This is a genomic window from Alistipes sp. Marseille-P2263 (assembly GCF_018101075.1).
Lineage (GTDB): Bacteria > Bacteroidota > Bacteroidia > Bacteroidales > Rikenellaceae > Alistipes > Alistipes dispar.
The window spans coordinates 76,769-90,384 of the sequence record NZ_JAGQEJ010000006.1 but is presented as its reverse complement, the minus strand read 5'-3'; the positions used below and the strand labels follow the sequence as shown (position 1 = coordinate 90,384).

Sequence of the window (13,616 nt, the reverse complement as noted above, 5' to 3'; positions counted from 1 at the left end):
AAATTCGGAATATTTTGCTACCTTTGCGGTCCGATATGAAGGAGTCGCTCAAAAGATCGTTCGCCTCGCTCGGGGCCGACGGGCTCGTTGCCCTGTGGCTCGGGGTGTGGTGGTGCGCCAACCTGATCGAGGCGGGCTGCACGGAGCTGGCCAACGACGAGGCCTATTACCACATGTTCGCCCAGCGGCTCGCATGGGGCTATTTCGACCATCCGCCCGTGACGGCGCTGCTCGTGTGGCTCGGGGAGCGGCTCTTCGGCGGCGAGCTGGGCGTGCGGTTCTTCTTTACCGTGTTGCAGCCGTTCTATCTCTGGGCGTTGTGGAGGCTCGTCCGTCCGGCGGATGCCGTGCGGCGCGATGCGACGCTGTTCGTCATGCTTTCGGCCTCGACGCTCCTGTTGCAGCTCTACGGCTTTATCGCCGTGCCCGACGGGCCGCTGCTGGCTTCGTCGGCGGTTTTCCTGTGGACGTTCCGGAACTTCTCGGAGGGCCGCCGCCTCGCATGGCTCTGGATGGGTGCGGCGATCGCGCTGATGGCTTACAGCAAATACCACGGCGCCCTGGTGCTGCTCTTCGCCCTGGCGGCCAATCCGCGGCTCTTCGCCCGCCCGGCGCTCTACGCTTCGGGAGCGGTCGCCGCCGTGCTGCTCGTGCCGCACCTCGTGTGGCAGTACCACCACGACTGGGCTTCGTTCGTCTACCACCTCTCGGCGCGCAACTCGGTTTTCCGTCCGGGCTACGTCGTCGAGTTCCTCGCCAACATGCTGGTGGTTTTCAATCCCTTCCTCGTGCCGATCTACGTGCAGGCATGGCGGAAGACGCGGCCGCAGTCGGCAGTCGGCCGGGCGCTGAAACTGCTGCCCGCGGCCTTCATCGGCTTTTTCCTCCTCTCGTCGCTGCGCGGCTACGTGCAGCCGCAGTGGGTGATCGTCTCGGTCTTCGGACTGATCTATGTCGCCTTCGCCTATGTCCGCCGCCATCCCCGCACGCGGCGGTACGCGATGGCAGCCGGCGGTGCGACCCTGCTGCTCGTCGCCGCCGTGCGTGCCGAGATGATCTTCAATCCGCTGGGACTCCGTTTCGAGGTCTTCGACAATTCCGAGAGCTACGGCGCCATCGCCGCCGAGGCGCAGGGCCGTCCGGTCGTTTTCCACCACGGCTACGCCGTCGCGGCCAAATACGCTTTCTATACGGGCGGCGAAGCCTATTGCCAGCCCAATATCCGCTATCGTACGCACCAATGGCAGTTCCGCGACGACGACTCGCGTTTCGCGGGCCGCGAAGTGCTCGTCGAGTGTCCCCCCCCCGGGATAGCCGACACGACCGGACGCGTGCGGACCGTCCGGCTGGCGAACGGGCGCAGCTTCACGTGGTTCGTCGATCCGGATTTCCGCCCCGTGCGCAAGGTCGGTGTCACGATCGGAGGAATGCCCCGGCGCGTCGCTGCGGGCGATACGCTGCGGCTCCGGCTGCGCTTTTCGAATCCTTACGATTATGCGATCCGTGTGGGCATGGAGCCGCAGGGCGTGCGGCTGTCGATGCTCTGGAAGCACGGCCGCTTCCGCGTCGAGGAGTTCCCGCTGGAGGACCGTTTCACGATTCCGGCCGGCGGCGAGGTGTCGCACGAGGTGATCTTCCCCGTGCCGCAGCGGCTCTCCGGCGCGCAGTTCGAGGCGGGCTTCGCCCTGTGCCGCGAGGGCTATACCAACTGGTTCAACGGAAAACCCGTCCGGACGGAGGTCGCGGCGGCGGAATCCGGTAAAGAATGAAACCCGTCCCCCGGGAGGGACGACAATATGAGAACGGCGGGCGGTGTGCCGTCCGGTGAGAGAGTCAGTCAGTTATGATCGAACAGTTTTTGAAATTCTGCGTCGTGGGAGGTTCCGGTCTCTTCGTGGACTTCGGAATCACCTATCTTTGCAAGGAGTGGCTTCGCCTGAACAAGTATGCGGCCAATTCGCTGGGATTCCTTTGCGCCTCGACGACCAACTATGTTCTGAACCGTCTCTGGACGTTTCACAACGAGAATCCCGACATCGCGGGGCAGTACCTGCGTTTCCTGGGCATCGCGGCCGTGGGCCTGGCGATCAACAACGCTACGATCTATCTGCTACACAATTGTTTCCGTCTGAATTTCTACCTCGCCAAACTCTTCGCCACGGGCGTGGTGACCTTCTGGAACTTCTTCATGAACTACTTCTTCACGTTCCTGTAGGGGCGGGCGTTCAGCGGGCGGCTTTTCTCCGTATCTTCCGCAGCGGCAGTCCCAGCACGCCGAAGAAGGCTTCGCGGAAGATGCCGCCCGACATCTTCGACACACCCTCGCGGCGTTCGACGAAGATGATCGAGACCTCCTTGAGTTTCAGCCCCAGCCTCCAGGCCGTGTATTTCATTTCGATCTGGAATCCGTACCCCTTCATGCGCACCGCGTCGAGGTCCATCGTCTCCAGTGCGCGGCGCGAGTAGCAGACGAAGCCCGCCGTGGCGTCGCGCAACGGCATGCGCGTCACCAGACGCACGTAAACCGAGGCGAAGTAGGACATCAGCAGACGCGACATCGGCCAGTTCACCACGTTCACGCCCTGCACGTAGCGCGAACCCACCACCACGTCGTACCCTTCGGCCGCCGTGCAGGAGAGGCGCACCAGATCGTCGGGATTGTGCGAGAAGTCGCAGTCCATTTCGCAAATGTAGTCGAATCCGTGTTCGAGTCCCCAGCGGAATCCCGTGAGGTAGGCCGTGCCGAGCCCCTGTTTTCCGGAGCGTTCCAGGAGGTGGAGCCTCCCGGGGAACTCCTGCTGGCGTTCCCGGACGATGGCGGCCGTGCCGTCGGGCGACCCGTCGTCGATGACGAGCATTTCGAACGCTTCCTCGAGCGAGAAGACCTTCGAGATCATCGCCGAGATATTCTCCTTTTCGTTGTAGGTCGGAATGATTACGAGCTTGCGCATGGGCGGGACGGTTTTGGTTTCGGGGGCAAATATACGATTATTTTGCCATTCCGCCCCTCTCCGCCCTGCTTTTTCCGGCACGTTTGAGCCGTCGGAGCGCCTTTTTGTCCGCATCGCTCACCCGGTAGGACTCCGCGATTTTCCGCAGCGACCTGTTGAACGTCCAGTCGTCGAGCGGGCAGTCCCGCTCCAGCCACCGGCGGGTGATTTCGGGGCATTTCACGAAGCAGACCGACACGGCCCACGCCACGCCCATCCGGGCGTAGTACCCTTCGTGGCGGACGGCGCCCAGCAGTCCGAGCAACTGCCCGATATGTTCCGCATCCGCGAAATTGCCCAGCGCCATGACGACGGCGAACCGTATGTCGTACTCCGCTCCGGAGCGGAAATAAGGCCGGATGAAACGCCACATCGGTTCGCGTTCGGCCGCTTTCAGACGCCAGCAGAAACAGTCGCATACGGCCCAGTTGTCGATCTTCGGCACGAAGCGCGCGACGTGGCGCAGCTTCTCCTCCGGCGTGCATTTCGCGCAGGCGATGACGAGCCCTTGCAGCAGCCGCTCCTCGAAGTAGAACCCTTCGGCCGTGTCGAGGTAGGCGCGCCACTCCCCGCGGGCGATTTCCCGGGCGATCCGCCGCAGTTGCGGGATGCGGATGCCGATGACATGCTCCTCGCCCGGCATCAGCGGCGAGATGAACTCCCGGTAGCGGGGTTCGGCCATTTCGAGCAGTTGTTCGCGGACGGTCATCGTGCGGCGCGGGTCATTCGCGGCGGGTGACGGTGCGGTAGCAGCCGATGCCGCACACCTCGGTCGAAATTTCGCCCACGCCGTTTCCGGCCTTGGCGTTTATGCCCGTCTGCACCTTCACGTAGTCGATCTGCGGCAGGTCGGCCGGCTGCCCGTCCGCATCCACGGCGTCGGCGATCCGGAAGCGGTTCTTCGCTCCCGTGCGGTCGGTCGCGGACCAGTTGTCGGCATAGCCCCATCCGAAGGCGGTCATGATGTATTTGTTGGCGGCCTCGTCGAAGGTCACGTTGTTGGGCAGCCGGACGCCGCGGTAGGTGAGCGACGGAACCCATGCCGGAACGTAGCTTGCCTGGGAGTGCACGCCGATGCGGTCTATGGTTCCCTTTCCGTCGCGGTTGTCGTGCCATTCGGCCGCGATGCCCTCCTCGTCCGACGGGGCGTAGGTCGCTTCGTAGTCGTAGAGCGTTTCGTCGTTGTCGTCCTCGCTGCCGCGCAGCCGGTACCATGTGCCCGGTGCGCCGTTCTCCCGCACGGCGACCCAGACGACTCCCGGCTCCGAGGAGCCGTCGAAGGCGTTGCCCGTCACATAGAGGTCGTATCCGCCCGTGTTGGCGACCGGTTCGTCGAATTCGGCGACGATATATCCGCCCCAGCCGCCCAGCGAGACGTAGAGTCCCCGGGAGAGCCGCTCTTCGGCGTATGCGACGGCCTCTTCGGGCGTCGTGATCGTCCGGTCGCCGAATCCGGCGTCGGTGCTGTTGATGAACTGTCCCGGTGCGGGAGTGTACTCCGTGACGGCGGAGGCCGGTTCCTCGACCTCGACCGTCGAGGTCTTCTCGCTCGTGTTGCAGGCGGCCGCCGCTGCGGCCAGCAGAAGCAGGCAGGCGTATTTTCCCATGCTCTTGTCTTTTTATGGTGCGTTTCGTCCCGGCGTGCGCGGACGCTCCGCCGGAACCCGGTTCTCGCGGGCGCTTTCGCCCCGCCGGGGCAAAAATACGCTTTTTTCCGCGATTGCCCTCCCTGTTGCCCGGGAAAAAGATTACCTTTGCACAAATATCGGAATTATGGCGGATTTCTGCATTCGGGAGGTTCGGGAGACGACGCCTCCGCTGCTCGATGCCTTCGCGGCGCTGATGCCGCAGCTCTCTGCGGGACTGGAGGCCCCCTCGGCGGCTGCGCTGGAGCGGATCGTGCGCTCGCCTTCGGCGGCGATGTTCGCGGCCTGGCGGGACGGTGCGGCGGTCGGGGCGCTGACGCTCGTGTGGTACGACGTGCCTTCGGGCCGCAAGGGCTGGATCGAGGATGTCGTGGTCGATGCCTCGGCCCGCGGGGCGGGCGTGGGAGAGGCCCTCGTGCGCGCCGCTCTGGAACGTGCCGCATGTGAGGGCGTCGAACGCGTGATGCTCACTTCGCGTCCTGCGCGCCGGGCGGCCCGGGCGCTCTATCGCAAGGTCGGATTCGAAGAGGCGGAGACTTCGGTCTTCGTCCGCAGGACGACGGGGCAGACCGGAAAGATCGCCGTCGGGGCGGCAGGGAACGAACTGGCGGAGGAGGCCGGGGAACAGGCGGCCGGCCTTCTCGCCGAAGCCGGCCGGCAGATGGAAAAACCGAAATCCTCCGCCTCGGACGAACGATAATCCATGCTCACCGTTTTCGCCGTCATTCTGTGCGGTATCCTGACAGGACGCCTGCTGCGCGGCCGGCGCCTCGCCTTTCTGCCGCGTCTCATTACGGCGGTCATCTGGCTGCTGCTGTTTCTTCTCGGTGTCGAAGTGGGAGGCGATCCCGCCGTCGTGGGGGGATTGGCGACGCTCGGCGTCGCGGCCTTCGTCCTCTTCGGCTGCTCGGTCGCGGGCAGCGTCGCCGCCTCGTGGCTCTTGTGGCGCCGTATCCGACTGCGGACGCAGCCTTCCGAGACTGCCGGCGGGCCGGCGGAGAAGTCTCCTTCGTCGCTTTGGTCGGCTTTGAAAGGCAGCCTGGTGATCGTGGCCTTCTTCGCCGCGGGGTGTCTCGTCGGGCTGTTCGCACCGTTCGATCCGGCGGAGTCGCAGGTCAGCGTGCTGGTGCTCTACGCGTTGATGTTCTTCGTGGGCACGACGCTGGGACACGATGCCACGCTCGCCTCCCGCGTGCGGCGGCTCGATCCCCGGCTGGCGCTGCTGCCCGCGGCCACGGCCGCGGGAACGCTCGCGGGAGCCGCACTCGCCGCGCCGTTCATACCCTGGTCGCTGACCGATTCGCTGGCCGTCGGTGCGGGATTCGGCTATTACTCGCTGTCGAGCATCTTCATCGCCGACCTCCGGGGACCCGAGCTGGCGACCGTCGCGCTGCTGTGCAACGTCATGCGCGAAATCTTCACGCTGCTCGCCGCTCCGCTCGTGGCGCGGCGGGCCGGACCGCTGGCCGCCGTGTCGATCGGCGGGGCCACGACCTTCGATACGACATTGCCCGTCATCACCCGTGCGGCGGGTGCGCCCTATGCCGTGGTGTCGATTTTCCACGGCTGCGTGCTGGATTTCAGCGTACCGTTTCTGGTGACTTTCTTCTGTACCCTCTGACGGGGCTATCGGCCGATGTAGCTCCTGAGCGCCTCGACGTATTCGGCGAAGGCGTCGCGGCCGGCATCGGTGATGCGGCAGACGGTGCAGGGCATTCTGCCCCGGAATGTCTTCTCGATGGTTATGTACCCCGCTTTGGCGAGTTTGTCGAGCTGCACGGAGAGATTGCCTGCCGTGGCTCCCGTCTGGCGGCGTATGAAAACGAAGTCGGCGCTCTCGACCCCTATGAGTATCGACATGACGGCCAGCCGCAGCTCCGAGTGCAGCAGGGGATTCAGTTCCTTGAACATGACTTGCGGTCGAAGATGCGGACGATGGGTTCCGATGCCTCCTTTTCTCGGAGATTCTTGTCGTTTTCCTCCATGCCGGTCACTTTTTGGGGTGGTTCGAGCGGTAGTTGAGGATGTGTCCCGGGACGATCATCATGGCGAGGAATCCCGCGGCGAAGAGCGCCGGCTGCCAGTCGTTGTGCACGATCAGCATGCCCGGGGCGAGCAGGATGGCCGCTGCGCCGCAGCATGCGGCGGGCCGGAAGCGCAGGATCAGCCCCGTGGCGGCCGTTCCCATGCCCATCGTGAGCAGGATGACGAACAGGATCGGCAGCCGGATCGGCGTGAACAGCGCGACAAGGCTGAGGAACGAGGCCGTGAGACCGGCCACGAGCCATACGCTGCCGAGTACGCGATCTACGAAGGTGTGGACCCTCCCTTCGGTCCGCTTGCCGCGCGTGAAGTACGTAAGCGTGCCGCCCAGCAGGGGAATCAGCAGCCAGAGGAGATTCCACCGCGGCTCGCCGGTCTGTACGACCGTGCCCCAGACGAGCAGCGTCGTCAGCAGGGTGACGTATCCCCAGACGAGGAACGGCCTCCCGGCGTTGCGTTCCATGTCGTTGCGGGTGTTTTCGATCATGCGTCCGATCAGCGCCAGGCTTTCGGCCGCATCGAGTCTCTTCTCTTCCATGTTCGTGTGTCTTTCCGTTGCAAAGGTATGAATTTATTCCGATCCGCGGTCCAGTTCGTCGGGCGTTCCGGCCGGCGACGTTGCCGCCGGGATCTTTGCACGAGCCGGTGTTTCCGCGGCCTCTCCCGCCGGTTCTTCCGGAAATTCGTAGCGCAGCCGGACCCGGATTTCGTTCTTTTCGGCGGAGAGGACGATGGCGCGGGTGCAGCACCCTTCGGCCGGCTTGCCGTCGTCGCGCCTGTCGAGCCGGTAGTTGCCGTTTTCGTCGTGGAAGAGGTAGAGGGTGACCGAATCGGCCGTGAAGTCTTCCGCGCTGAAAGCGACGCTTCCCGATTTGGGCTTTTCCATACCTTGCCGGGGGCGTGCGTCGCCGTGGATATACCATAGGATGCGGCCTTTGTCGGAGCGCAGGTCGGATACCGTGATTTTCAGATTCCGGGCGGAGGCCGTTGCGCAGAGCAGCAGGGCGGCCGATGCGATGATCGTTTTCATGGTTCTATCGTTTTAGCGGGTTTCGCAGGTGTCGTCTTCGTCCGTCAGGCGCCAGATGAGCGACAGCAGGAGATTGAGGCCCCATCCGGCCGCGACCCATGCGACCCACCAGTATTGGGGCGATGTCCGGTAGTTGATTACGGCGAGAAATGCGCAGGTCACGGCATAGTGGACGATACTGCGGGTGAACGTGCGGGTGAAAATCCGGCGCTTTGCGGTCGTGTCGCGGTTTTTTTCCGATGTGTTTTCCATTTTCCAGAGGATTCGTGGCCGTTGGTTTCGAATTTGTATTGCAAATATAAAGTAGTTTATAATATAAACCAAATTTTCGAGGAGGAAATCGTCGGAAAAAAGCGATACCGTGATTAATAAAGAGGAAATCCGACTTGGAGAAACCCCGATTTGTCGGAAAGGAGCCGATCCGGTTTCCTTCGGAGCAGGACCGTGATGCGTTGGGCTGCGATGCGGCGGAACAGGCCGGAGGCGGGATATGGCAGGAGAGAACGGGGCCGGGAATCGCAAAGCGGCGGATTCGGGGGAGGCCGTAGCGGAAGCGGCAGCCCCCTTTGCCGTGCCGGTTGCGGCTGCGCGGATTGCAGTACTGCGAACGCGCATTTTCCCGGGGCGTTCCGGCGGCATGAAACGGTGTTATTCCCGGGAGCCGATTCCGGAGGACCGGAGATAGCGGGCGGGACGGCTGTCCGGCGATCCGTCCGCCTGTTCGTCCGGGGCTACCTGCGTACCGTCTCCCGGAACACCAGTTTTTCCCATTGGGGATGGCGGTCGATATACTGCGCGACGAAACTGCATTGGGGAATGACCTGCAACTTTTTGTCGCGGAGGTCTTCCAGCGCGGCGGCGACCAGCTCCCGGCCGATGCCCTGTCCTTCGAATTTCGGGGGAACTTCTGTATGCGTCAGAATCCGGTAGCCCGGCCCCAGAATGTACTCGATCACGGCTTTGTCGCCGCCCAGGTCGAACTCGTAACGTCGGAGCGCGGTATTGTCCGTCAAAGTGTGTCTCTTCTCCATAATCCCGTTTTTTTAATTGTTTTCGGTTTCAAACCTCAAATTCGATTCCGAAGTTGTATTTTTGCAGACGATGACATACCGTATCGCCGACATATTGCTTGACTGGTACTCGCGCGAGGGGCGCGATCTGCCGTGGCGCCGCACCCGCGATCCCTACCGCATCTGGCTCTCCGAAGTGATTCTTCAGCAGACCCGCGTGGCGCAGGGAACGGAGTATTACCTCCGTTTCGTCGGGCGTTTTCCCGACGTCCGCTCGCTGGCGTCCGCTTCGGAAGACGAGGTGCTCAAGCTCTGGCAGGGGCTGGGTTATTACAGCCGTGCCCGGAACCTCCATGCCGCCGCCCGGCAGGTCGTGGACGACTTCGGAGGCCGCTTCCCGACGACCTTCGCCGGGGTGCGTTCGTTGCGCGGCGTGGGCGACTATACGGCCGCCGCGGTCTGTTCGGCGGCCTACTCGCTGCCTTATGCCGCCGTGGACGGAAACGTTTACCGCGTCCTGTCGCGTCTGTTCGACATCGCCGAGCCGATCGACACCGCCTCCGGCCGGCGTCTCTTCGCCGAACTGGCCCGCTCGCAGCTCGACGAGCGCGATCCGGGGCGTTACAATCAGGCGATCATGGACTTCGGAGCCCTTCGGTGCACGCCCTCCCCGCCCCGTTGCGGCGAGTGTCCGTTCGGCGACCGCTGTCTTGCCCTCGCGGCGGGCACCGTCGTCTCCCGCCCCGTCAAGCAGGGGCGGACGCAGGTGCGCGACCGCTGGTTCCATTACCTTCATATCACCTCGGGCGGGCGGACCCTGTTGTGCCGCCGTTCGGGACGCGACATCTGGCAGGGTTTGTACGAGTTTCCGTTGCTCGAAACCCCGGAGGCCGCGGATTTCGGGGCGCTGTTGCGGATGCCGCGTTTCGCGGAACTGCTGGGCGATGCGCCGTGGCGGCTGCTCGGCAGTATGCCTGTTGCGCGACACCAGCTTTCGCATCAGACGATCCATGCGGTTTTCCACCGCATCGAGACCCCTTCGCTTACGCCTGCCGCCGAAGCGCTGGCCGTTCCGACCGGGACGTTGGGCGACTATGCCGTGCCGCGGCTTATCGACCGCTACCTGATGAGCTGCCAGAGGTAGAGGGCGTAAGCGGCCAGGAACAAAATGCCCTCCGCTCGGTCTATGGCCTTGCGGCGGAATGTGAAGGCCGCGAGGAATAGCACCAGCGAACTCAATGCCGCCATGCCGAAATCCAGAGCCGTGATGCCGCCCGGCGTCAGCGGCCGGATCGTCGCGCTCAGTCCCAGAATCAGGAGAATGTTGGCGATATTCGAACCGATGACGTTGCCCAGCGCCATGCCGGCCTTGCCCTTCAGGAGCGACACGACCGACGAAGCCAGCTCGGGCAGCGACGTTCCGCCCGCCACGAGCGTCAGGGCGATCACCGAGTCGCTCACGCCCAGCCGCCGTGCGACGGCCGTCGCATTGTCAAGGAACATTTCGCCGCCGAAGACCAGTCCCGCGAGCCCTCCGAGAATCATGACGGCCATGATCCAGCCCTTCGTCGGGGACTTTGCCCCGCTTTCGGCCGGAACCGCATCGGTGCGGCCCGTGCGGCGGATCGTGTAGCCGATCAGCAGTACGTAGAGCGCGAGCATCGCAATGCCGTCGATACGGCCGATCCGGTCTGTCGCCCCGGCGCTGAAGAGCGAGTCCGACGCCAGCGCGACGAGCAGCAGCGACACTACCATACCTAACGGAATGTCGCGGCGAATATTGCCCGCCGTGAGCGGAAGAGGGCGTATGAGGGCGCAGACGCCCAGAATGACGAATACGTTGAAGATGTTGGACCCCACGACGTTGCCGATCGCCACGTCGCTCTTTCCGGCGACGGCCGAGAGCACCGATACGACCAGCTCGGGCGTCGAGGTTCCGACGGCTACGATCGTGAGTCCGATGATGAACTCCGGGACGCGGAGCCGTTTGGCGAGCGCCGCCGAGCCGTCCGTCAGAAAACTTGCGCCGGCGAGAATCAGGCCGAGGCCGGCGAGCAGGAGGAGGATTTCCATAGAGGGATACGTTTTTCCGGTCCGGGACCGCCGTACGGCCGCCGCGCCGGATCAGGACAACAGAATCAGGCTTGCGGCCATGACGGCCATTCCGGTCACCACGCCGTAGATCGAGATATGCGCTTCGCCGTATTCGCGGGCTGCGGGCAGCAGTTCGTCGATCGAGATGAAGACCATGATACCCGCCACGCCGGCCAGGATGCAGCCCATGAGCGTCGGCGACATGAAGGGCATGAGCACCAGCCATGCCAGCACGGCTCCCACCGGCTCGGCCAGTCCCGAGAGCAGCGAGAGGCGGAACGCCTTGCGCCGGTCGCCCGTGGCGTAGAAGATGGGGATCGAGACGGCGATGCCCTCCGGAATGTTGTGGATGGCGATGGCCACGGCGATGGCCACGCCGAGGGCCATGTTGTCCACCGCCGAGGTGAAGGTGGCGATGCCCTCCGGGAAGTTGTGGATACCGATGGCCAGCGCCGTCATCACGCCCATGCGCATCAGGTGCGGGTTGCGGGGCTGGTTGTCCATCTCCTCGACCATGTGGGCCTCGTGCGGATTCTCGAACGAGGGGACCAGCCGGTCGATGACGCCGATCAGGAGGATGCCGGCGAAGAAACTCGCCACGGTGACCGCCGTGCCCGTGCGGACGCCCCATTCGGCCGTGAGCGAGAGGTTCGCCTGCTGGAACAGTTCGACGAACGAGACGTAGATCATCACGCCGCCCGAGAGACCGAGCGAGAACGACAGCAGCCGCTTGTTGGTGCGGCGTGCGAAAAAGGCGATGGCGCTGCCGATGCCTGTCGCCAGACCGGCTCCGAGCGTCAGCAGTAGCGGCAGAAGTATGTTCGTTTCCATTGTAAGATGCGTTTTTGCCTGTCGTTGCAAAGATAGTGCATCATCCGGAATAAACCGCTCCCGAGGATTCGGTATTTCTTATGGCGCTATAAGCGGAACGGGCCCCGGACTGTCGGTTATGACTTGTCCGGGACCCGTTCCGTCGTCGGCGCCTGCGCTCCGGACTATGCCCGGCGGGCTTCGCGGAGCAGTTCGCCCAGCGTGCCGATGTGTTCGGCGATGAGATCGGGTCGGTGCTCGGCCGCCTCGGCGACGTCGAGCGTCGTCTCGCCCGAGAGCACCAGCACGCCCAGCGCCCCGGCGTTGCGGGCCATTTCGACGTCGGTGTAGATGCGGTCGCCGACCATGGCGATCTGTTCGGGCCGGAGACCGTGCCGGGCGAGGATGCCCGAGAGCATGTTCGGGTCGGGTTTGCCCAGCGTGACGTCGGGGCGGCGTCCCGTGGCGTGTTCGATCGCGGCGCAGATCGACCCGCAGTCCACCAGCACCGTCGGAAGGTCGGTTGGGCAGACGCGGTCGGGGTTCGTGGCGATGTAGGGAAGCCCCTGCTTCGCCCACCAGGCCGCGCGGCACAGACGGCTGTATTCGAGCGTCATGTCGAAGGCCGCGACGACGGCGTCGGGCACGTCGTCCGCCGAATCGGCCGTCGGGACGTATCCCGCGGCCTCGAACTCCGAGACCATCGAAGGGGTGCCGAGCAGGAACAGCCGCCGGGCTGCGGGGTAGTGCTCCCGCAGGTAGTCGATGGTGGCCAGCGTCGTGGTGTACATCTCTTCGCGTGTGGCCGCGATACCCAGCGAAGCGAGCTTCGTGAGGTAGTCGGCGATCGACTTCGAGGGGTTGTTCGTCAGGAACGAGTAGCCTATGCCCAGCTCCCGCAGCTCCGAGAGGAACGCCCCGGTCCAGGGAAACAGCGATCCGCCCATGTAGATCGTGCCGTCCATGTCGAGCGCCACATGGCGGATCCGGCCGAGGCGGCCGAGCAGCTCTTCGTGCTCCCAGACGGAGCGGTAACGGTGGAATTGCATCATTGGTCTGTTTTTTTCGTTGATCGTTCGGGGATGTGTCGGGTGCGGCGCAGGTCGAGGTCCCGGAACAGGTAGGGGTAGTCGGTCTCTATGACGTCGCAGCCGCTCGGGATTTCGAGTTCGTAGCCGCGGACCCGCTCGTCGTCCGAAGCCCGCCGGTCGTGGGTCGGCGCGACGGAGATCATGCACATCACGCCGTTGGCATGGAGGCTGTCGTAAAGCTCCTGCCGGGCGGGAATCATCATCGGACCGACGTAGGCCTGCATCTGCGACCACGGGATCCGGGCCTCTTCGTAGGCGCGGTATTCGTCCATGTCCTTGCACCAGGCCGAGAACATGGCGTCGGGGTCGCGGTCGAGCAGCATCCGGGCCTGTCGGGCGTCGTGCACCGTATATATGACGTTGGGCGGGTCGAGGCGGTTGATGAACGCCGACATGACGTCGAGCGGCACGTCCTTTATGTCGAGGTTGAGGACCGTCTTGCCCCGGCTCCAGCGGATGCATTCCTCGAGCGTCGGAATCCGGAACTGCGTGAGGTTGCCTTCGCGGTCCCGGAGGCGGAATCGCCGCAGCTCGTCGTAGGTGTAGTCCGAGACGCGGCCCGTACCGTCGGTGGTGCGGTCGATCGTGGCGTCGTGCATCAGTACGATCACGCTGTCTTTGGTCAGCCGGGGGTCGATTTCGAAGAACGACGGCATCATCGAGAGGGTCTTCTCGAACGATTCGATACAGTTCTCGGGATAGCCCGTGACCATGCCGCCGCGGTGTCCGCTGACGACTATGGGACGGTCGGGCGAGTAGCGGAACCATTCGTGCAGTTCGGCGCGGGTCCGGATGTCCGTGTAATGGGGTCCTTCGGTTCCGGAAGCTCCTCCGAAACAGGCTGCGCAGGACAGTGCCCCTGCGCAGAGAAGCGCGTATGGAACGATTTTCATGGCGTAGCG

At 64.1% G+C, this 13,616-nt stretch carries 17 protein-coding genes; 5 read left to right on the top strand and 12 right to left on the bottom strand.

Annotated features, from left to right (window positions below):
- The first annotated feature begins 14 nt into the window (after positions 1 to 14).
- Positions 15 to 1,769 carry a glycosyltransferase family 39 protein gene (locus tag KB554_RS08630; RefSeq protein WP_242116247.1) on the top strand — a complete coding sequence of 585 codons (1,755 nt, stop codon included), beginning with the start codon at positions 15 to 17 and terminating at the stop codon, positions 1,767 to 1,769.
- Between the two features lie 74 nt (positions 1,770 to 1,843).
- Entirely contained in the window at positions 1,844 to 2,215 is a 372-nt protein-coding gene (locus tag KB554_RS08625; protein ID WP_211035620.1) for a GtrA family protein, read from the top strand.
- Positions 2,216 to 2,225: 10 nt separating this feature from the next.
- Here KB554_RS08625 and KB554_RS08620 read toward each other — a convergent pair whose 3' ends face one another.
- Genes KB554_RS08620 through KB554_RS08610 form a run of 3 tightly spaced genes read right to left on the bottom strand, consistent with a single transcriptional unit; the run spans position 2,226 to position 4,597 of the window.
- Positions 2,226 to 2,951, bottom strand: a complete 726-nt coding sequence (locus KB554_RS08620; protein ID WP_211035619.1) for a polyprenol monophosphomannose synthase — start codon at positions 2,949 to 2,951, stop codon at positions 2,226 to 2,228.
- Positions 2,952 to 2,988: 37 nt separating this feature from the next.
- Positions 2,989 to 3,699, bottom strand: a complete 711-nt coding sequence (locus tag KB554_RS08615) for a DNA alkylation repair protein (RefSeq protein WP_211035618.1) — start codon at positions 3,697 to 3,699, stop codon at positions 2,989 to 2,991.
- A 13-nt stretch (positions 3,700 to 3,712) separates the two neighbouring features.
- Positions 3,713 to 4,597, bottom strand: a complete 885-nt coding sequence (locus KB554_RS08610; protein ID WP_211035617.1) for a hypothetical protein — start codon at positions 4,595 to 4,597, stop codon at positions 3,713 to 3,715.
- Between the two features lie 166 nt (positions 4,598 to 4,763).
- On the opposite strand from KB554_RS08610, the gene KB554_RS08605 reads away from it, so the two are divergent.
- Together KB554_RS08605 and KB554_RS08600 are read left to right on the top strand one after the other, a co-directional pair.
- Complete coding sequence (locus KB554_RS08605) at positions 4,764 to 5,336, top strand: GNAT family N-acetyltransferase (protein ID WP_211035615.1); 573 nt, start codon at positions 4,764 to 4,766, stop codon at positions 5,334 to 5,336.
- A 3-nt stretch (positions 5,337 to 5,339) separates the two neighbouring features.
- Complete coding sequence (locus KB554_RS08600) at positions 5,340 to 6,257, top strand: lysine exporter LysO family protein (protein WP_179954803.1); 918 nt, start codon at positions 5,340 to 5,342, stop codon at positions 6,255 to 6,257.
- Positions 6,258 to 6,262: 5 nt separating this feature from the next.
- Here KB554_RS08600 and KB554_RS08595 read toward each other — a convergent pair whose 3' ends face one another.
- From KB554_RS08595 to KB554_RS08575, 5 genes are all read right to left on the bottom strand, one after another.
- A complete protein-coding gene (locus KB554_RS08595; protein ID WP_211035613.1) occupies positions 6,263 to 6,547 on the bottom strand; it encodes a transcriptional regulator in 285 nt (94 codons plus the stop codon).
- 79 nt (positions 6,548 to 6,626) lie between these two features.
- Entirely contained in the window at positions 6,627 to 7,217 is a 591-nt protein-coding gene (locus KB554_RS08590; protein ID WP_141429106.1) for a hypothetical protein, read from the bottom strand.
- A 33-nt stretch (positions 7,218 to 7,250) separates the two neighbouring features.
- Positions 7,251 to 7,709: a DUF2141 domain-containing protein gene (locus KB554_RS08585; RefSeq protein ID WP_211035611.1), complete on the bottom strand. Its 459-nt coding sequence runs from the start codon at positions 7,707 to 7,709 to the stop codon at positions 7,251 to 7,253.
- Positions 7,710 to 7,721: 12 nt separating this feature from the next.
- Positions 7,722 to 7,961, bottom strand: a complete 240-nt coding sequence (locus tag KB554_RS08580) for a 2TM domain-containing protein (RefSeq protein WP_141429110.1) — start codon at positions 7,959 to 7,961, stop codon at positions 7,722 to 7,724.
- A 479-nt stretch (positions 7,962 to 8,440) separates the two neighbouring features.
- A complete protein-coding gene (locus KB554_RS08575) occupies positions 8,441 to 8,740 on the bottom strand; it encodes a GNAT family N-acetyltransferase (RefSeq protein ID WP_141429111.1) in 300 nt (99 codons plus the stop codon).
- A gap of 70 nt (positions 8,741 to 8,810) precedes the next feature.
- Between KB554_RS08575 and mutY the strand changes: the two genes are divergently transcribed.
- The gene (gene mutY, locus KB554_RS08570) at positions 8,811 to 9,863 is read left to right on the top strand and encodes an A/G-specific adenine glycosylase (protein ID WP_211035609.1); all 1,053 of its coding nucleotides are present in this window, start codon (positions 8,811 to 8,813) and stop codon (positions 9,861 to 9,863) included.
- On the opposite strand, the gene KB554_RS08565 is transcribed toward mutY, so the two are convergent.
- The 4 genes from KB554_RS08565 to KB554_RS08550 form a co-directional block, all read right to left on the bottom strand.
- On the bottom strand, positions 9,839 to 10,792 hold the full coding sequence (locus KB554_RS08565) for a calcium/sodium antiporter (protein ID WP_211035607.1): 954 nt from the start codon (positions 10,790 to 10,792) through the stop codon (positions 9,839 to 9,841). The genes mutY and KB554_RS08565 overlap by 25 nt on opposite strands.
- A 51-nt stretch (positions 10,793 to 10,843) precedes the next feature.
- Positions 10,844 to 11,644, bottom strand: coding sequence for a zinc transporter ZupT (gene zupT, locus KB554_RS08560; protein ID WP_141429117.1), 801 nt, complete (start codon positions 11,642 to 11,644; stop codon positions 10,844 to 10,846).
- Between the two features lie 164 nt (positions 11,645 to 11,808).
- Positions 11,809 to 12,675 carry an HAD-IIA family hydrolase gene (locus KB554_RS08555; protein WP_211035606.1) on the bottom strand — a complete coding sequence of 289 codons (867 nt, stop codon included), beginning with the start codon at positions 12,673 to 12,675 and terminating at the stop codon, positions 11,809 to 11,811.
- A complete protein-coding gene (locus KB554_RS08550; RefSeq protein WP_211035605.1) occupies positions 12,672 to 13,607 on the bottom strand; it encodes a glycerophosphodiester phosphodiesterase family protein in 936 nt (311 codons plus the stop codon). The genes KB554_RS08555 and KB554_RS08550 overlap by 4 nt, the downstream gene beginning before the upstream one ends.
- Positions 13,608 to 13,616 lie beyond the last annotated feature (9 nt).